This window comes from Priestia sp. ST2, assembly GCF_055810735.1.
In genome coordinates, this window is record NZ_JBVVNT010000006.1 from 144,277 (window position 1) to 164,048 (window position 19,772).

Sequence of the window (19,772 nt, forward strand, 5' to 3'; positions counted from 1 at the left end):
AATTCTCCTATCTACTAACTATTCCATAGGTCATGACAATAACGTATACAACCACCGTAATGATAAGAATCAGACTAAATGCAAAGCGTTTTTTAAAAAAAGACAATAGCATAATGGTGTTTTTAAAATCTATCATAGGTCCATATAGTAGAAAGGCAAGAAGAGCTGTAGGTGAAAATGTATGAGAAAAAGATGAAGCAACAAAAGCATCTGCTTCTGAACAAAGTGACAGCACATAAGCAAATCCCATCATAACGGCAGAAGCCATATAGTCATTGCTGGCAAGGTTCGTTAATAGTTGTCTATCTAAAAAGGTTTGAAACAGGCTTGCTACAAGTGCACCAAATAATAAGTATTTGCCCATGTCGAAAAATTCATCACTGGCATGATACAACGTTTGTTTTAACTTATTTCCTACTTTTTCTTCCTCATGTTCGTGAACGTATACATCTCGTAATTGATTGGAGTTCTTAAAGAAGAAATAAACAGATAGACCAATTAATAGGCAAGTAACAACAGCTAGTGCCATACGACTGTAAACGATGGACATATTTGATTGGAATGCATAAAAAGTAGCAGCAAATACAACGGGATTTAAAATGGGCGCCCCGACTAGAATAACAATTCCAATATGAAGAGGCATTCCCTTTTTTAATAACCTTCTTACAACGGGAATAATGGCACATTCACAAACCGGTAAAAGAGTACTGACTAGAACAGCTGGTAAAAGAGCTATATATGGGTTTTTGGGAATCAGACGTTGAATAAGTTCTTCTGAGACAAATACTTGAATAAGAGCAGATGCAAAAACTCCGAGCAAGATAAAAGGGATAGCTTCAAGTACAATACTTAAAAAGATTGAGTTTACATTCAATAGAGATGCTGGAATGGCTAAATCTTTCGTATTTATATCAACAAAGAAAAAACAGTAACCAAAAAGCACTAGTAACAGCACACCTATTAGGTCTTTACTTAACTGTGATAGAGTTGTCATAATCTATCATTTCACCTCCAATTACTAGAACTATATGATAAAGTTTAAACACATTATGCAGCTAATAAGAAAGAGTTAATATAAAAAATATTTAAAAGATAAAAACCTTAAAAATAATAATTATCCCTTCAACAAAACGTAATGTTTACGATTTGATATATGTTATGTAAAAAGCATAAGGTATAGAACTGAGAAATATAGATAAGTTTAGTTTTACAATTTCTTATCTTATTATTGAAAATCAGTACTAAAATACTGTAAATTTTAGTACTGATTTGTACGTAATAAAATTTACAATATTTTAATACTTATATTGTTATAAAATATATAAGTTGGTAAAATAAAGAAAAATGATTGGTGGTATCTAAATATTGATGAGCATTAAAGAGAAGATACTGATGAAGCATGTAGAAAGAAAACTACATAAGTTACAAATTGATCTTGTGCATTTTATTCCAGGAAGAATTAGACTTCGTTCAACTGTTTGGAAAGAGAATGAAAAACTAGTTAAATTAATTATTTTAAATTTGAAGTCTCAAACCCTTGTCTATGACGCAATATTTACATCAGATACCGGGAGTTTACTTATTACATATAACGCTTCTTATATGACAAATAACAAAGAACTTGAAGAATGGTTTCGACTTATTGAACAACTATATCAAGAAGAATATAGAGCTTAAGGAAAGGGAGGGATGAGCATGCTTCCTACTGTAATTGGTTTAGGTGCCTCTTTTATTGCTCCAAAAATTATGTCTCAATTCCGTGATCAAAAAATAAAAGTATTGCATGCGATGCCGGGGCGACTGCGTATACAATGTGACAGTTGGAAGCACCGTATCATTGCACATGCTCTAACGGAAGAAGTAAAAAAACATCCTCTTATTTTAACATCGGAAGCTTCAGAACTAACCGGAAGTTTGCTGCTTCAATTTGTTGTACCTCATATTAACCAGGAAGAGCTAGATGAACTGATGAGTTATATCGTACAAATAGCAGCTAACGCCATTTTAAACAAAGATGCTACATTGATGAATGGCATGACTAACACACTTGGATTTATAGATAAAGGGATTAAAAAGCAAACCAATGGCTTTGCTGACTTTGATAGTTTATTTGTTCTCTTCTTATTAGGAAAGGGAATTCAGATGTTTGGAAGTGCGCCTGCTTTCTCTGCAAGCTTACTTTATTGGTCATACAACATCATTAAGGATAAGGGGGGAAAGAATAGGTGATGATGTTCGGGGTAAAGGTAGCTCATTCTCTCCCTGGAAGAACCCGATTTTATATACCTAAACTGTTAGAAACAGGCCATATTGAAACTTGGTTACGCTCGTTTCCAGGGGTATATTCTGCAAATTATAATCAAGTAACCGGAAGTCTACTCATTTATCATCATATTACTCTCTCTTTATACAGTCTAAAATCATTCATCCATAAATATAAACACACACTAAAGCAAGTAGCATGTTCATGGAAAAAGGCTATACCTATCATAGCTTGTGGAACTATTTTTTTAGTTAACTGGTATCTCCAACGTTCTTCGTATCCTATTATAGTAAAGACAGTATTTTATTGGATTAGCACCATTACTGCTATTGGTACTTCCTATGAGGTAATTAAAGATGGTGTTGTTCATGTCCTAAAAGAACGAAAAGGTAATGCTAATACATTAACAGCTGCTTCCATATTCGCTTCTTTGTATATGAAGAATCCAGGATCGGCTTTAATTATCACTTTGATGTCTACTATTAGTGAGCTGCTAACAGACTATACGTCTGAACAAACCAAGCATTATATTCACTCCGTCCTAAAATTAGATGTCTCATATGCTTGGAGAGTAAAGGAAAAGGGCATTGAAGAAAAGGTTTTAGTTGAGGATATTGAAGTTGGTGATAAGGTTGTAGTTTTCACTGGAGAAAAAATTCCCGTGGATGGAATCATAATAGAGGGGAATGGTACAGTAGATGAGGCCTCAATTACTGGGGAGTATATGCCGCGAGAGGTAAGTGGTGGGGATAATGTGTACGCTGGAAGTGTCTTGCAGAGTGGACATGTTACCGTAACAGTTGAAAAAGTAGGAGAAGATACATCTCTCTCTAAAATTGTGAAATTGTTGGAGGAAGCACAAGATAAACGCGCTCCTATTCAAAATATAGCCGATACAGTAGCTGAAAAAATGGTTCCTGTTTCTTTTGGTTTGGCACTGCTTGCATTTTTCTTCACTCGAAATCTTAACAGGGCAATGAGTATGTTAGTTATTGATTTTATTTGCGGAATTAAATTATCAACGGCAACAGCTTTATACGCATCCATCGGACGTGCTGCAAAAGAAGGCGCTATTGTTAAAGGCAGTGATCATATTGAAAAGATGTCTAAACTAAATACAGTTATTCTTGATAAGACCGGAACTATAACAGAAGGAACGCCTGTGGTTCAGCAAGTAATTGCTGCTGAAGGCTTTAATCAAGAAGATGTTATTCGTTTAGCTGCAGCAGCTGAGAAAAATTCCACCCATCCTATTGCTGATGCAATTATGAAGCAAGCGAAAGAGTGGAACATTTTAATTCCTCTTAGAGACAACAATGCTCAGGTAGAAACAACGGTAGGAAAAGGAATTTCCACTTGGCTAAATGGTAAAAGAGTTGTTGTTGGAAGTTTACGCTTTATGAATGAATTAAAAGTTAAAACAACCAACTTACTTCAACAAATGCAAAACGACGAAAATGTGATTTATGTAGCTTATGATCAAACACTTGTAGGAGTAGTTAGCATTTTTGATAAAATACGTTCTGGTATGCACCGCGCAGTGAACAATCTTCGACATCAAGGTATTAACGACATCATTATGCTTACTGGAGATAAGAGAACGGTTGCAAGAGAGATGGCGCGTCGCTTAAAACTGAACTGGTATCATGCAGAGGCTTTGCCAGATGATAAAGCCTTTTATGTGAAGAAGTATGGGAGAACAGGAGCTGTCATGATGGTAGGTGACGGCATTAACGATGCACCAGCTTTAGCTCATGCCGATGTAGGTGTAACGATGGGTGCTAAACGAACAGACATTGCTTCGGAAGCCAGTGATGTTATTATCACGTCTGATAGCCCAGAAATGCTTTCTGAGTTAGTTGGACTATCTAAAAAGACTATGAACATTATTAAACAAAACTTTATTGCCACGTTTGCTATTAATGGTATGGCAATTTTATTCGGTGCTTTAGGTATCTTCTCTCCAATCGTGGGAGCAGCTATTCATAATGCGGCCACTATTGGTGTAGTAATGAATAGTGCAAGAATTTTATGGTTAGGGAGGGAAAACCATGAATCCCAAATTCTACGTTCTGCATGATATACCAGGTCGTATTCGATTTCATATTCCCGCGTTGAGAGATAAGAAAAATCATGTGGAAATAGAGCATATGTTTTCTGCTTTAAAAGGTATAACGAGTGTGAGAATAGAACCCACCATTCAAACCATGCTTATTTACTATGATGTTTCACAACTTTCTCGGAATACCATTTTTCGTTATGTATCTATCTTTTTTCAGCAAACGCGTTTAGATCCATTAGATGATATTATGATTCAAATGGATCCTGCCACACGAAATGATTGGCTACGTACATTGTTTTCTGGGGGATTACTTCTACTGGCAGGTATTCGAAAATCATCTTTTTATAAACCAGATGCACTCGTATATGGAGCAGTAGTTGCAACAGGCTATACGGTCTTATCACATGGTACGAGTAATAAAATGAGGCACCCAGATATTTTAACTGGAATTGTTACGATGTTATCTCTAGGGCCATCAAATATGCTATATGTAGCCATGATTACATGGATTGTGAATGTGTTGGAATTGTTACATGAAAAGCAGAAAGTGCAATCACAAAAGTTATCTACAATTACGTAAGATATTCATTCATACCTTTTGTATGAATTGATATAAAAAACTTAAGATTATGGGGGAGTTTTATAATGATTAATCGCGATTTTCTAATGGGATTTGTATCAGGAACAGTGGTAGGCGCAGTAGGCTACCGTTTATATGAACAAAACGGTGTGCAATTACAACGTTTGGTTCAACCTAAACAGGCATATGGTGGACAACAAACTATTTCATCTTATCAACCTTCTATGGAAGAGCTTCAAGCACAGAAAGAGCGTCTAGAAGATATGATTGCTGAATTACAAGTAAAATAATGATAAAAAGAGTGAGGGATAGTTCCAGGCTACCTCTCACTCTTTTTATTCATAATGAGGGAATCATTTTTAAATGATGAAACGCTTATTTACCGTACGCTAAAAAGTTTCCTGTGGTAAACTCTTATTATTATTATATTCTGCAATTTGAAAATTATCAATAATTATATAGGAGAATGATCTAATTTTATAAATGCGCAGAATGAGGTATAGTTGTATAAATTTGGAGTTGTTTTTTTGGCACAATTATATTTAATCATTCTAATGTCCGGTAACAATGAGAGTGAATTTTGGTAAATATAAATGATTAACACACCTAGTGAAATTAATAGCCATACATGCAGATTTCTAAAGTGAGTGATAGTTTTACCTATGATTTCATGAAAGATAACAAAGGAAAGTGTGCCGATTTAGGTGAAGTTGAAAAAATCCCAACAATTCAAAGAAAATCCTTGGCTTTATTTCTCTAACGTTTGGAACACAATTAAATTTGCCGTCCGTAAAAGTATACGTTTACGAACTTTTCTCTTATATAGAAAACCTGTCATTTTCATCGTTCGATTAAGTTTGAAAATAAATTACGAACGTCTTCTGAAAACTTTACATCTTTACGAACTTTTCTGATAGGAAAATAGATTAAGTTAGTGGTTTGCCGTCGTTAAACATGACTGTCAGAACCTATATTCTTAAAAGTTAGTTTGTAGATCTCCTTCAACAAATAAATAAAACAGTTTTTGTGCTCGCTTTAGGGTTTATAAGTATGAAATAACAATCAGAATAACAAGAGGGTTATCAATACGTGGGGTAAATATATTCATTATTTCTCTTTATCTATCAATCTCGTATAAACAACGTCAAAAAGGAGCATACTGTTTAAAAAGGAGCAAAGATAAAGGGGTTGATTTTTAATGGAAAATAATGTACTTAACGAAGTTGATCCAAGTTTACGTGATGAAATGTTGGCTGAATTGTTTTTGGATCAGATGATGAACGACTTCAAAAGAAGTAAGATCCTTAAAGCAATAGACCAGTCTTTAAAGAATAAAGATAAACAAGCTTTTTTACGTTTAACAGAGGAACTTAAATCCGTGTCATAATAAAACCGACGTAATATAGAAGAAATTCATTAAAAAGAAGCCTTCTTTTTTAAAGACTGAGGCTTCTTTTTATTTCACATATATATTTTTTTTATAATAAATTAAACTTATAATGAGATAACTTATTGCTTCCAGTACGAAAATGCTGGGAAGTCTCATGTCAAAACTAATTACTTAATACTTGAATAGATGCAGTAAATCCATTCTTTTCTGAAAAAGATAAATTAACTTGTAGATGATTCGCGACGAACTGGTGATAGTCCTGTAAATATACTGCAACAGCATCAATGATGTCTTGTTCATGTAATCGCGCTGTACGTCCTAATGCTAAGGTGGAAGCAGTAATCCCAAGGGAAGGATGAAGCTCCAAATCTACTTCTACCTGTTCAGGTTCAATTCTTTCTTTTAGAGCAATATAAATACAAACGCTATCCACAATATCTTGTTCGTTAAATAGTACTTCCATTCTAAATTTCTCCTTAATATCTTCTTCTTGTAAAGATGTTTTTAACTACCCAAATGATGACTAAAATCACAAGTATATCTACAAGAATTCCTAAAAAAGAAAATCCATGTGAAGGATTATTTCCATATGCACCGTTATAATTCCCACCAAATGGATGAAGCATATGACCTAAAAACGCACCTGTTCCAAAAGCTGCAGCATGAGTCAGTATACTTTTTGCTCGTGAAGGCTGGGTCTGGTTATATGTCGTGTGAGACCTAGTATATGATGGTGTTCTTGTAACGTTGCTTGACGGAGACTTATATCCAGAATGATAAGTGCCACTTGAATATGTGTCCCTACCTGAATGAGAACTGAACGAAGAATTGTGACTGAAAGAACTATGACCACTAAATCCTTTTGCCTGAGCAACATTTGGTAAAGCTATTGCAAATATTAATACAAATATTAAGGTCAATTTTTTCATTACAATTACTCCTGTCTTTATTAATATAATATAGCTAATTTATAATAAAGTTTCTTTCTTAGAGAGCTTATGTAGCTGTTACTATACCACTAAATTTATAAATTTCTACTATTTTCATCTATTTTTAATGTGATTTTAAGATGAATTTTAGAGTGACTATCATGATTAGAAAAAGTATAAGGGGTTTCAATATCTAATTGATATGTGAAATTAACATAAAAAACGGTGATATAATTTATAAGAATTAGAAAAGAAAGAGACGAAAAATAAATGTAGAGTATATTCGATTACCCAATGATTCACAAATGAGTAGTATGGAGGGAGAAAAGTGAAAATAGTAGAACTACCAATTGAATTTGAATTTAATGGACAAAAAAATCTCATTTATCCTAGCCTAATTATATTGAATAATGAACTAACCTTAGTCGATACAGGGTATACGGGTTTTTTAAATTTAATTAGTAAAGAAATCTCAAAAAAAGGATATGAAATAAAGGAGTTAAAGAATATAATTATTACTCATTATGATGATGACCATATAGGTTCCTTATATGACTTCAAAGAAAAGTATCCTTGGGTCAATATTATTGCCAGTGAAACCGAATCAAAATATATAAGTGGGGCAATGAAGTCAGAGAGGTTGTTTCAAGCCGAGAAAATGCTCAAAACTATGTCAAATGAAAAAATTGAATTTGGTAAATGGTTTATACAGCAATTAAAGACTTTAAATCATGTTTCTATTGATGAAAAGGTACTTGATGGCGATATGATTTTAGATAACAAATGTAGAGTAGTAGCAACACCAGGGCATACTTCCGGACATATTTCATTATATTTTCCAAGTTTAAAGAGTGTAATTACGGGTGATGCAGCTGTTAATGAGAATCATGCATTGGCTATCGCTAATCCATACTTTTGTTTAAATATTAAGGAAGCAGAACAGTCTTTAAGAAAGATTAAAAATCTTAAAGCAGAAACTTATTATTGTTATCACGGTGGAAAATTAACTATAGGTGGAGACTAAAAGAAAATAGGCCTAATTATCAGGATCTATTCTATCTTTTTGATTTGTATTAAATTATTAACGAGGTTTACATAAGCCTTAATCGATACCCATAATATCTCGTTCCGAAGCACATGGTAAATATCATAAGAAATCTCAGAGGCACTTTTTATTTTAGAATACACGAATAAAGGTCTTTTGAAAAATATAGAGGTAACCCATATTCAGATGGCAAAGTTTAATCACATGTTTTATAAAAAGGGTTGATGGATTAATTTGTGTATAATGTTTATTAGTGTAATTAAAAAGCAGATCTTATCCAAGGATAAAATCTGCTAAAAAATCAAAAAGAGATAATGAAAACATCTTGATTTACTCAATGATTCATTAATTAAAGGAAGAATATAATTCCCACTAGGTCTATTCCCCAGAACTTCTCTTTAATATTATTGTATCTTTTTCCTTATCTATTTTCTTATGAATACGTAAGTAATAGTAGGCATAGCACCCAATTGCAAATGGGAGACCGCAATATAAAGCAGCCCTGAGAGAATCAACAAAAGCCATACTAACAATGACTACTAAACAGAGTACAAAGCAGGTAATTGGAACAATAGGATACAGAGGTGTACGGAAGTTTAATTGATTAATATCATTTCCTTCCGCAATATAAGCTTTACGGAAATTTAATTGAGATAAGGCAGTTAACATCCAAACAGTGATGCCAGCTAGGCCAGCAATCGATACTAAAATTAGAAAAACAGTATTAGCAGCAATGAAGCTTGTTAAGAGGGATAGACATGCTACTAAAAAAGTTACACTTAATGCGCGTAATGGTACCCCTTTTTGGCTTAATTTCGAAAAAGATTTCCCAGCAAATCCTTCGCGGCTCATAGCCCATAACATTCGTGTGGATGCATATAATCCTGAATTTGCAACCGATAAAACCGCAGTGAGAATAACAAAATTCATCACATCTGCTGCATACGGTATCCCAACATTGTCGAAAACATAGACAAATGGGCTATCTACTGATCCTGCTTTTTTCCAGGAAACTAAACTAACGAGGATAAGCATGGAAATTACATAAAAAAATACTGTTCGCCAAACCGTATTTTTAATAGCTCTAGGGATTTCTCTATGTGGATTTTCAGATTCTCCAGCTGCAATACCAATCAATTCGGTTCCCTGAAAAGAAAAAACAACTCCAATCATGGCAAAGAAAACACTACTAAATCCATTTGGAAAAAGTCCTCCATTATTCATTATGGTAGAAACACTTTGAACTGGGTTTTTTGCCCCATGAGTATCAAGAAATCCAAAAATTATACCTGCCCCAATTATAATAAATAATAAAATGGTTACGATTTTAATACTTGAAAACCAAAATTCTGTTTCTGCAAAACTGCGAGTAGACAGAGAGTTAATGATAAACAAAGAAGTTCCAAAAATAGCACACCAAACCCAAACAGGAATATCAGGAAACCAGCGCTGCATTAATAATCCAGATGCTGTGAATTCAACACTTACTGTAACTGCCCAATTCAACCAGTACATCCACCCCACAGTAAAACCTGTTCCAGGTCCTATATATTTTGTTGCGTAGGCTTGAAATGATCCTGTCACCGGCATAGATACGGTCAATTCACCAAGACAAAGCATAACTAAGTACATTAAGAAACCCACAACAAGGTAAGCTAATATAGCCCCACCAGGACCTGCTTCATTGATAATATGACCCGAATTTAGAAAAAGGCCTGTTCCAATTACTCCACCGATTGAAATCATAAATAAATGTCTGCTTTTCATATTTCTTTGAAGCTCATTGGATACTTCTATTTTTTTACTATGCATGTATAACCCTCTTCCTAATAGTATGATTTAATTATTTTTATGTTATAAGCAGGGTTCTCCTTTAAACTAAAAATTTAAATGAGCAGATTGGTTGGACATAATTTTAAATATGTTTTGAATGAATATAGTTTCTTTATGATTTTTAAAATATCTATTAAAACCTCAAAAAATATAATCCAACTTTCCTTTCCAAGTTACTATAAGTCTTTCCAACACAAAAAAACTTCGCAAAAATACTAATTTCCTTTTTGCCAAGTTCCATTCTATAAACTAATAACTAAATTGGAGTCTTGTCTTATTTGCTTAACTACGCCTAAATAAACTTATATAAGTAATATTTTTAAGTTTGATAGGTATCTGATCTACTCTCTTGGAGAAAACCCTATTCTAAAAAATAACATCATACCTGATTTTTATATTTCCATCTTTTTATTAAGATCCTCCGTTAACTAAAATTTAATTCATCCACTAAAGGCTATATTATCTAGAATTTTCAGAATTATTTTTAGTATATCTACCGAATAAATAGTTGTCAATGCAGAAATGTATGCGCTACCAAAGGCTGGGTTGACACCTAATATACTCTTCAGTATATACTAATCTAGTAGTAAGGGAAGCACAAAGGGGGAACATCTTATGAGCAATCAGGTTAAACAAAAGAATAATTTTTCAATGGGTAAGTTAACTTCTTTATTGGTTCTCTTGCATAATACTGAACTGGTGAAAGAAGTTGAACAAGAACTGGACTCAAGGGGTTATAACTATACAGTTGGAAAAGTGGGGGCTATGGAGCTATCAAAAGTAGTTGCTGCTGTTGAAACAAGTGCTAAAAATAACCATATTATAAATGCTAATTCGTATAGGGAAGTCCATGCTCTTTATCATGCCATATTGGAGGCAATTCAGGGAGTAAGTAGGGGGACTTTACAGTTAGGCGATATTTTACGTACAGTTGGTTTAACTTTTTCAATTGTCAGAGGAAATATCGACTCCTCTGGTTATGGTGGAGAATGGATTAGTGTATGCGTTTATGGAACTATAGGGGCTCCAAAAAAAGGATTTGAACATGATGCATTAGGTTTTGGGTTTAACCATATCTAAAAAAATCTATTCAAAGCAATTTAAATAAATAATTTTAAATCTTTAAAAAAACAATTGACAAATTATTCAGATAAAGGGATACTAGTTTCAGACACATTAGTTGCTTTAAGCTTTAGACCTTAAAGTATAGATTTATTTAGCATTGTTAGTTATGTTTGTTTTAGATTTTAAAATTGTATTTAAAGCCCATAGTTTATTCAGTTTAGTTTATAGGGGGCTATATCAAAAAAGATTTGTTTCTTTTTTGATATAGCCCCTTTTTATGTTCAAAAAACAATAAGACTTTTTAATTTAAGAAGGAGTGATTAGAATGTTTGTTCAAATAGACGGTAACTCATTAACGTATGAACAAATTCATCAAGTTATTTATGAAGGTTATTCGGTTAAAATTAGTGATCACGCTCTAGAAAATATCAAAAGAAGTAGAGCTTTAGTGGAGGATAGTATTACCAATAACAAGGTAATTTACGGTGTGAACACAGGGTTTGGGAAATTCAGTGACACAGTTATTTCAAAGGATGATTTAGCTGACTTACAAATCAATTTAATTCGAAGCCATGCTTGTGGGCTTGGGGAGCCATTTCCTATAGAAGTAAGCCAGGTTATGTTACTTCTAAGAGCTAATGCATTAGCGAAAGGCTATTCAGGAATTCGTCTAGAAACACTGCAGTTATTAATAGATTGTTTAAATCAAAATATCGTTCCAGTTATTCCTAGTCAAGGATCGCTAGGAGCAAGTGGTGATCTAGCTCCTCTATCGCACTTAGCCCTATTATTAGTTGGAGAAGGAGAAGCCGTTTTTAATGGTGAAAAAATGTCAGGTGCAGAAGCATTGAAATTAGCAGGTCTTCAACCAATCAAATTGCAAGCTAAGGAAGGGCTTGCTTTAATCAATGGAACCCAAGCCATGACTGCTGTAGGTGTGGTTGCTTATATGGAGGCTCAAAAGTTAGCTGACCTTTCAGATGGAATTGCTTCCCTAACATTAGAAGGTTTACAAGGAATTGTTGACGCTTTCACACCAGAATCTCATTCTGTAAGACCTTACCCTGAACAGAAACAAGTGGCTGAACGAATTCTTTCTTACCTTGACGGTAGTCAACTAACAACTACTCAAGGACAAATTCGAGTTCAAGATGCGTATTCATTACGATGCATCCCACAAGTCCATGGTGCTATTCAACAAGTTTTAAATTATGTAAAAGAGAAACTATCGATTGAGATAAACTCAGCAACCGATAATCCACTAATCTTCTCGGACAGTGGAAATGTTATTTCCGGTGGAAACTTTCATGGTCAACCTATTGCTTTTGCGATGGACTTTCTTGGAATTGCAATGTCTGAAGTAGGAAATATTTCTGAAAGACGTATCGAACGATTGGTGAATCCCCAACTAAGTGATTTACCGGCATTTTTAAGTCCTGACCCTGGTCTTCAATCAGGCTTAATGATTACTCAATATGCTGCTGCTTCATTAGTTTCGGAAAATAAGACGTTAGCTCATCCTTCTAGTGTAGACTCTATTCCATCTTCTGCTAATCAAGAAGATCATGTGAGTATGGGAACAACTGCTGCTCGCCATGCTTATCAAATTATTCAAAATAGTAGAAGGGTACTTGCCATCGAAGCTATCTGTGCTGCTCAGGCTGCTGATATTAGAGGTGTAAGTAAGTTAGCTCCAGAAACAACGAAACTTTATTCAAGAATTAGAAAATCCGTTCCAACAATTACAAAAGATCGAATCTTCTCACGTGATATTGAAAAATTGGCTGCTGATTTAAAAGGGGTTGTAAAAGAAGTTAATTACGAAATGGTACGTTAATGAACGTGTAAAGTCGTTTTTATTATAAAACTCTAGCATAAACTTATTAAAATATTAGGGTATCAATCTTTCTTTTTCTCAATTATAAAGATTTACGAGATTTCCTGCGTAAAGTAAACCCGTATGAAATATGGCCAGATTACAAGTAATTATCTATGAGAATAAATTTTAAAAAACAGTTTAAAATTATTTGAATTTATTTATAGGGGGAAGAAATATGACTACTGAACAAAAAGTAATTAAGGCGCCTCATGGAAAGGAATTAAATACAAAAGGTTGGGTACAAGAGGCAGTTCTTCGTATGTTAATGAACAATTTAGATCCAGAAGTAGCAGAACATCCGGAGAAACTAGTTGTATATGGGGGAATAGGGAAGGCAGCTCGAAATTGGGATGCATTCAATCGTATCGTAGCCACTTTGAAAGATCTAGAAGAGGATGAAACATTATTAGTACAGTCTGGAAAACCAGTAGCTGTTTTTAAAACTCATAAAGATGCACCACGTGTACTCTTAGCTAACTCCAATATTGTTCCGGCCTTTGCAAATTGGGAAAAATTCCATGAACTCGATAAAAAAGGATTAATGATGTATGGGCAAATGACAGCCGGTAGCTGGATTTATATTGGAAGTCAAGGAATTGTACAAGGTACGTATGAAACATTTGCTGAATGTGCGAAACAACATTTTAATGGTAGTCTCGAAAGTACCATTACCGTAACAGCTGGATTAGGAGGCATGGGAGGCGCTCAGCCATTAGCCGTTACAATGGCAGGGGGCGTAGTCATTGGAATTGATGTTGACCGAACACGTATTGAAAAACGAATTGAAACACGCTATTGTGACGTTGTGTTAGAAAGCCTAGATGATGCCATTGCTCTAGCACAAGAAGCAAAGGACTCAGGAAAAGCACTCTCAATTGGTTTGGTTGGAAACGCAGCTGAAGTACTTCCTCAAATGATTAAACGCGGATTTATTCCAGATATTGTAACGGATCAGACATCCGCACATGATCCATTAAATGGATATCTTCCAGTAGGCTTTACCTTAGAGCAAGGGGAAGTATTACGTACTGAAAACCCTGAAGAATATGTAAGGAAGTCTAAGGCGAGTATGGCTGTTCATGTTCAGGCTATGTTAGATATGCAGAAAGAAGGAGCCATTGCTTTCGACTACGGAAATAATATTCGTCAAGTAGCGTTAGATGAAGGCGTAAAAGACGCGTTCAACTTTCCAGGTTTTGTACCTGCTTATATCCGTCCTCAATTCTGTGAAGGAAAAGGACCTTTCCGTTGGGTAGCTTTATCAGGTGATCCAGAAGATATTTATAAAACAGACGAAGTTATTTTACGTGAATTCTCATATAATACCCATCTTTGTAACTGGATTAAAATGGCGAGAGAAAAAATTGATTTTCAAGGATTACCGGCACGTATCTGTTGGTTAGGATATGGAGAACGTGCACGATTTGGAAAAATCATTAATGAAATGGTTGCATCTGGAGAACTTTCAGCACCTATTGTTATTGGTAGAGATCATTTAGACGCGGGATCTGTTGCTTCACCAAACCGCGAAACAGAAGCGATGAGAGACGGCAGTGATGCTGTAGCAGATTGGCCTATTTTAAATGCACTAGTTAATACAGCCGCAGGGGCAAGTTGGGTATCTGTTCACCATGGTGGTGGCGTAGGCATGGGATATTCTCTTCACGCAGGTATGGTCGTAGTAGCAGATGGTACGGAAGATGCGGCTAAACGTCTTGAACGCGTATTAACAACAGATCCTGGTATGGGCGTAGTTCGTCATTTAGATGCAGGCTATGAATTAGCCATTCAAACTGCCAAAGAAAAGGGCATGAACATTCCAACATTAGACTAAAAGAAAAGGAGTGAGCATTATGTCATGTATTACGTATATTAAATGTGCTTCACAACTGATTACAGTTAGGGGCGGAACTAAAGAACCAAAACGCGCTCAAGATATGTCCGATATCGGTATTATCGAACATGGTAGTGTTGTAGTGGAAAATGGGTTGATTACATTTGTTGGATCAGATGTTGAAGCAGAACGCTATATTCATACTTTGAATGGACATATAAATACGATTGATGCTTCAGGAAAGATTGTTACTCCAGGTCTAATTGATGCTCATACTCACATTGTGTTTGGGGGCAGTCGTGAAAAGGAACTAGAGATGCGATTAAACGGAGCTAAATATATTGATATCCTAAAAGCAGGCGGAGGAATTCTTCAAACAACAACAAGTACAAGAGAAGCTACAGAAGAACAACTGATCCAAGAAACCTCTAAACGCCTGAATCGTTTTCTACAATATGGAGTTACGACGGTTGAAGCGAAAAGTGGATATGGTTTGACACTGGAAGATGAATTGAAACAGCTACGAGCAGCAAAAAAGCTACACGAAAAACACCCTGTTGATTTAATTTCTACCTTCATGGGAGCTCATGCTGTTCCAGTTGAATATAAAGAAAACCCAGACGAATTTGTTCGTTTAGTGATAGAGGAAATGATTCCAAGAGTTGCAGAAGAAAATTTAGCTGAGTTTTGCGATGTTTTTTGTGAAGAAGGAGTCTTTACAGTTGAACAGTCGGAGCAAATTCTTGAGGCAGGAAAAGTCTACGGATTAAAGCCAAAAATACATGCAGATGAAATTGTTCAATTTGGCGGTGCAGAACTTGCAGCAAAAGTAGGGGCTGTTTCAGCCGACCATTTATTACATGCATCTGAGGAAGGTATTAAACAAATGGCTAAAAGTGGGGTTATTGCAGTCTTGTTGCCAGGTACAGCGTTCTTTTTAATGGAGAAGCCTGCGAATGCAAGAAAGATGATTGAAGCTGGAGTTCCGGTTGTCCTTTCAACTGATCGTAACCCAGGGTCATCACCTACTGAATCATTACCTTTTATTATGAATCTAGCATGTCTTACGATGAAGATGACGCCAGCCGAAGTCCTAACAGCATGTACAATTAATGCAGCTCATGCCATTGGAAGAGCTGATGAAGTTGGGAGTATCGAAGTAGGAAAGAAAGGGGACCTTGTTTTATTTGATGCACCAAATTATCAAACGTTGCAATATAACTATGCAGTGAACCTTGTAGATACTGTGATTAAAAAAGGACAAGTGATTGTGGAAGGTGGGGTCTTACGTGACGTACCCGTACCCACAACTTAATCGTCCCTCTTTTCATTGGGAAAGACAGCGTTCAACTGAACCTAAGGTAAGTGATTGGATCGAGACTTTTGAAGTGCAAGATGAAATAGATTTTCAAGCTGTAGATGTAACCGTTTTGGGAGTCCCTCTTTCGAGATCTTCTATTAGTGCCTCAGGGGCAAGTGAAACACCCCTTGCCATGAGGCAACTATGGAAATCGTTTAATCCGTATCACATTGAATATGATACGGATTTGACCTCCTTATCGGTTTTAGATTTAGGCGATGTCAAACAGCATGTAACAGATATTTCACTTTCTCATCAGTATATTAAAGAAGCAATGATTTCAATGCGGAAATATCACCCCCATACACTGCCTATCATGTTAGGGGGAGATCATTCGATTACGGCTATGTTAGTAAAAGGCTGGAAAGAGTCGCATCCAGAACAACGTATAGACATTCTTCAATTCGATACACATTTCGATTTACGCAGTTTAGAAGATAACGGACCATCAAATGGAACGCCCATTCGAAACCTAATTGAGAGTGGTAACGTTGAAGGCAAAAACGTTTGGAATATTGGCCTGCATGGGTTTTATAACTCTAAATCTCTCAAAGAGTATGCAGATACCCACAAGGTTAATTACGTGACCTTACTTCAAGCTAGAAAAACAGGAATCTCTAATACAGTTGAAAAAGCCTTAGACGATTTAGCTAAGAAAGTGGATGCCATTTATCTTACAGTAGATATGGATGTTCTTGATATCGCTTATGCCCCTGGTGTACCAGCAGGAACTACAGGAGGAATGAGAACCGATGAATTGTTCGAAGCGATATATATTGCTGGTTCACACCCATTAGTCCAAGCGATGGATATTGTATGTTTAGATCCCTTACGTGATAAATCAGGAATTACTATTAAAGCAGGAGTTCATGTATTCTTAAATTTTTTAACAGGCTTTGCAAGTAGGAAATAAAATATTGACCTCCTTATTCTTTTGAAAGTGCCAAATTTCTAGACATTTATTATGAAGCTTTCTATCTCAGTAAGAAGAGTGACCAAATGAGAGAGGAGAGAAATAATTGGTGAAAAATAATTATCGCTACTTTATTATTTTTATGATTGTTATTATAACCATCATAAATTACATAGATAGAGGAGCACTTTCATACGCTCAGGCTGAAATTATTCAAGAATTCAACTTAAATCCAGTAAGCTGGGGAGCAATTTTGGGTTATTTTGGCTATGGTTATATTTTCGGAGCACTATTTGGAGGAGCATTAGCAGATAAGAAAGGTCCTAAGTTTATGTGGATTCTTGCTGGAACTACATGGTCAATATTTGAAATTGGCACTATATTTGCTGGTCACATAGGTGCAGCATTTTTTGGAGGTTCTGCATTAGCTGCTTTTGCGGTATTTCGTGTTTTATTTGGTCTGGCTGAAGGGCCTACTTTATCTACAATGAACCGAACAATGGCAAATTGGGTGTCCCCAAAAGAAAAAGGTTTTTCTGTAGCACTTGGCTTAGTTGGAACTCCAATTGGAGCATTGGTCACGGCACCTATTGTAGTGGGGCTTCTCACGTTCACTAATTGGAAGGTAACATTTATTATTCTTGGCTTATTAGGTTTTATTTGGGTATTAATATGGAGAAAAATATTTACAAATTTACCTGAAGATCATCCGATAGTTTCAAAAATTGAACTTCAAAAAATTCGAAGCACGGATAATTTAATAAAAGGTGAATTACAATTAGATAAAACAAATCCCCAAAATGTTCCTTGGTATTATTTTTTTAAAAACCCTACATTAGTCATGAACGCTATTGGGTACTTTGCATTTTTGTATGTCAATATCCTATTACTAACTTGGACTCCAAAATATCTGCAAGATGAATTTAATTATTCTTTAGCTTCTCTTTCGTATATAGGTATGATCCCATGGGTAGGTGCTATTGTTACAGGATTAATAGGAGGGAAAATTTCGGATAAATTACGTGAGAAAACTGGAAATTTGCGTATAGCTAGATCCTGGTTCACAGTAGTCTGCTTATTTTTTACAGCTATTTGTTTTATGCTGATCTCAACGGTTGGAAGCGCGGCCTCAGTGCTTTTATTAATGTGTATAGGTAATGCCTTTAATTATCTACCCAATTCGATCTATTGGACAGTTGTTCTTGATACAGAGCCCAATAAAGCAGGAACTTTTGGGGGAGTAACTCATTTTATTGCAAACCTGGCAACTATCATTGCGCCTACGCTAACAGGAAGCCTTGTTGCGACACATGGGTATAATGCTATGTTTACTGCTGCTGCCATTGCTGTAATAATTGGAATGGTATCTATGATATTTGTGAAACCAGGACAACGAAGTCATATATCGGATATGCATAATGAGGAAAACATTATATTGTAAGAACTATTATTCTTTTATAGGATAAAAAGCTTCTAAAGAAAAAAGATGGTTAATCTAAGAATTCAGAAATATAAAACTATAAAAATTTATATGCTTTCTTAAAAAAGATATTTTGTTAAGTTACAAAATGATAAAAATATTTATGCCCATGTAGAAGAGCACTCCTGTTATTTGAATGGAGGAGTGCTCTTCTACATTCAAATTTGTATGACAACCTATCAGTTTGTGTGTTATAATAACTATAGACCTAATCTTTTTTATACTTTAGTATAGAAAACTTAAATTCTCAAGAAGTACCCTTATTCTCCAATGCCATTAACGATGAGGGTGCTTTTTTCTATGTGAAAAATTCATGGGTGCTTGCCAACTGTATGATACGAATATGTTTTGATAAAAATACATAGCGAACAGGTGTAATCAACATGACAGAAAGGAAGAGGGTGGCTCAGTCTTCTGGCTGCAACTCCAAATAAAATATTAAATAAAAAAGAGCTTATTTCTTTTTCTAGTTTACATAAGACGTGTTCTAGGTATTAACTAAAGAGTTATATATTATTAAGTTAAGCTGCTTACACTCTATTTACCTTAATGTCGTTTTTATATTTCTCAGCCCATTCATTAAAAGAAGTTAATTTAATATTATAAGGTTTCAATGAATTAATATTTACTGTGTATCCAACTTTATTATTCCATTCTTGAGATCTTACTAGACCATGCAAGATACCTTGTTCTTCAGCTTCTTGAGGACTAAGTGAAACAGATATAATACTTTCTCCTGTAACACTTGCCAGTATTTCTGCTACTTCTTTCATTGTCAAACTCTCTGAAGCCAACTCAATACTTTTTTTGTTGAATTTCTCAGAGTTGTCAAATGCAGCAATAGCATCTGCTGCAATTAAATCTAAACTTGTCTCTGCTAACATAGCCGTTCTTACTTCTCCTTGTTGTAAATGAGGAAACATAAAAGTAGATTTAGGTTGAGCAAAATTATCCATCATGAATGCTGGCTTTAGTATTGTCCAAGATGAAAATCCTTCTTTAAAACCTTTTCACAATGTGAGGGAGGAATGGAGATCACAACAAATGTATAGGTAGCTATTCGATAGATGAATGTTAGAGGTTTTCGTATATAAATTTATAATATATTAACAAGAAAGCGCAAGACACAGTGTCTAGCG

The 19,772-nt window shown here is 35.0% G+C and carries 18 protein-coding genes; 13 read left to right on the forward strand and 5 right to left on the reverse strand.

Annotation, left to right across the window (positions count from 1 at the left end; genetic code table 11):
• Window positions 1-7 precede the first annotated feature (7 nt).
• The gene (locus tag AC0KUU_RS24040; RefSeq protein WP_322552738.1) at window positions 8-994 is read right to left on the reverse strand and encodes a permease; all 987 of its coding nucleotides are present in this window, start codon (window positions 992-994) and stop codon (window positions 8-10) included.
• A gap of 398 nt (window positions 995-1,392) precedes the next feature.
• Here AC0KUU_RS24040 and AC0KUU_RS24045 point away from each other — a divergent pair, with 398 nt between their 5' ends.
• From AC0KUU_RS24045 to AC0KUU_RS24070, 6 genes are all read left to right on the forward strand, one after another.
• Window positions 1,393-1,677, forward strand: coding sequence for an HMA2 domain-containing protein (locus AC0KUU_RS24045; RefSeq protein WP_322552739.1), 285 nt, complete (start codon window positions 1,393-1,395; stop codon window positions 1,675-1,677).
• A gap of 18 nt (window positions 1,678-1,695) precedes the next feature.
• Entirely contained in the window at window positions 1,696-2,229 is a 534-nt protein-coding gene (locus AC0KUU_RS24050) for an HMA2 domain-containing protein (protein ID WP_322552740.1), read from the forward strand.
• Window positions 2,229-4,343 (forward strand): heavy metal translocating P-type ATPase, encoded by a 2,115-nt coding sequence (locus tag AC0KUU_RS24055; RefSeq protein WP_377570569.1) that lies wholly within the window; start codon window positions 2,229-2,231, stop codon window positions 4,341-4,343. The genes AC0KUU_RS24050 and AC0KUU_RS24055 overlap by 1 nt, the downstream gene beginning before the upstream one ends.
• Entirely contained in the window at window positions 4,315-4,905 is a 591-nt protein-coding gene (locus AC0KUU_RS24060; RefSeq protein WP_029714746.1) for an HMA2 domain-containing protein, read from the forward strand. The genes AC0KUU_RS24055 and AC0KUU_RS24060 overlap by 29 nt, the downstream gene beginning before the upstream one ends.
• A 65-nt stretch (window positions 4,906-4,970) precedes the next feature.
• Complete coding sequence (locus tag AC0KUU_RS24065; protein WP_322552741.1) at window positions 4,971-5,195, forward strand: hypothetical protein; 225 nt, start codon at window positions 4,971-4,973, stop codon at window positions 5,193-5,195.
• A gap of 908 nt (window positions 5,196-6,103) precedes the next feature.
• Complete coding sequence (locus AC0KUU_RS24070; protein WP_043981755.1) at window positions 6,104-6,292, forward strand: IDEAL domain-containing protein; 189 nt, start codon at window positions 6,104-6,106, stop codon at window positions 6,290-6,292.
• A gap of 166 nt (window positions 6,293-6,458) precedes the next feature.
• Here AC0KUU_RS24070 and AC0KUU_RS24075 read toward each other — a convergent pair whose 3' ends face one another.
• Both AC0KUU_RS24075 and AC0KUU_RS24080 read right to left on the reverse strand, forming a co-directional pair.
• The gene (locus tag AC0KUU_RS24075) at window positions 6,459-6,758 is read right to left on the reverse strand and encodes a DUF2653 family protein (protein WP_043981756.1); all 300 of its coding nucleotides are present in this window, start codon (window positions 6,756-6,758) and stop codon (window positions 6,459-6,461) included.
• Window positions 6,759-6,771: 13 nt separating this feature from the next.
• Window positions 6,772-7,224 (reverse strand): hypothetical protein, encoded by a 453-nt coding sequence (locus tag AC0KUU_RS24080; RefSeq protein WP_043981757.1) that lies wholly within the window; start codon window positions 7,222-7,224, stop codon window positions 6,772-6,774.
• A gap of 328 nt (window positions 7,225-7,552) precedes the next feature.
• Between AC0KUU_RS24080 and AC0KUU_RS24085 the strand changes: the two genes are divergently transcribed.
• Window positions 7,553-8,248 (forward strand): MBL fold metallo-hydrolase, encoded by a 696-nt coding sequence (locus AC0KUU_RS24085; RefSeq protein WP_322552699.1) that lies wholly within the window; start codon window positions 7,553-7,555, stop codon window positions 8,246-8,248.
• Between the two features lie 399 nt (window positions 8,249-8,647).
• Here AC0KUU_RS24085 and AC0KUU_RS24090 read toward each other — a convergent pair whose 3' ends face one another.
• The gene (locus AC0KUU_RS24090) at window positions 8,648-10,081 is read right to left on the reverse strand and encodes an amino acid permease (RefSeq protein ID WP_043981759.1); all 1,434 of its coding nucleotides are present in this window, start codon (window positions 10,079-10,081) and stop codon (window positions 8,648-8,650) included.
• Window positions 10,082-10,717: 636 nt separating this feature from the next.
• On the opposite strand from AC0KUU_RS24090, the gene hutP reads away from it, so the two are divergent.
• The 6 genes from hutP to AC0KUU_RS24120 all read left to right on the forward strand — a co-directional run bounded on the left by hutP (window position 10,718) and on the right by AC0KUU_RS24120 (window position 18,594).
• Entirely contained in the window at window positions 10,718-11,182 is a 465-nt protein-coding gene (gene hutP, locus AC0KUU_RS24095; protein ID WP_028408945.1) for a hut operon transcriptional regulator HutP, read from the forward strand.
• Between the two features lie 310 nt (window positions 11,183-11,492).
• The gene (gene hutH / locus AC0KUU_RS24100) at window positions 11,493-13,004 is read left to right on the forward strand and encodes a histidine ammonia-lyase (RefSeq protein WP_028408944.1); all 1,512 of its coding nucleotides are present in this window, start codon (window positions 11,493-11,495) and stop codon (window positions 13,002-13,004) included.
• Window positions 13,005-13,221: 217 nt separating this feature from the next.
• Window positions 13,222-14,880, forward strand: a complete 1,659-nt coding sequence (gene hutU / locus AC0KUU_RS24105) for a urocanate hydratase (RefSeq protein ID WP_322552698.1) — start codon at window positions 13,222-13,224, stop codon at window positions 14,878-14,880.
• Window positions 14,881-14,899: 19 nt separating this feature from the next.
• Entirely contained in the window at window positions 14,900-16,195 is a 1,296-nt protein-coding gene (gene hutI, locus AC0KUU_RS24110; protein ID WP_322552697.1) for an imidazolonepropionase, read from the forward strand.
• Window positions 16,170-17,153 (forward strand): agmatinase family protein, encoded by a 984-nt coding sequence (locus tag AC0KUU_RS24115; protein ID WP_322552762.1) that lies wholly within the window; start codon window positions 16,170-16,172, stop codon window positions 17,151-17,153. Before hutI ends, AC0KUU_RS24115 begins: the two co-directional genes overlap by 26 nt.
• A 106-nt stretch (window positions 17,154-17,259) precedes the next feature.
• Window positions 17,260-18,594 carry an MFS transporter gene (locus AC0KUU_RS24120; protein ID WP_377559511.1) on the forward strand — a complete coding sequence of 445 codons (1,335 nt, stop codon included), beginning with the start codon at window positions 17,260-17,262 and terminating at the stop codon, window positions 18,592-18,594.
• Window positions 18,595-19,163: 569 nt separating this feature from the next.
• Here the strand turns inward: AC0KUU_RS24120 and AC0KUU_RS24125 are convergent.
• Window positions 19,164-19,610 carry an NmrA family NAD(P)-binding protein gene (locus AC0KUU_RS24125; protein WP_457770730.1) on the reverse strand — a complete coding sequence of 149 codons (447 nt, stop codon included), beginning with the start codon at window positions 19,608-19,610 and terminating at the stop codon, window positions 19,164-19,166.
• Window positions 19,611-19,772: the final 162 nt, after the last annotated feature.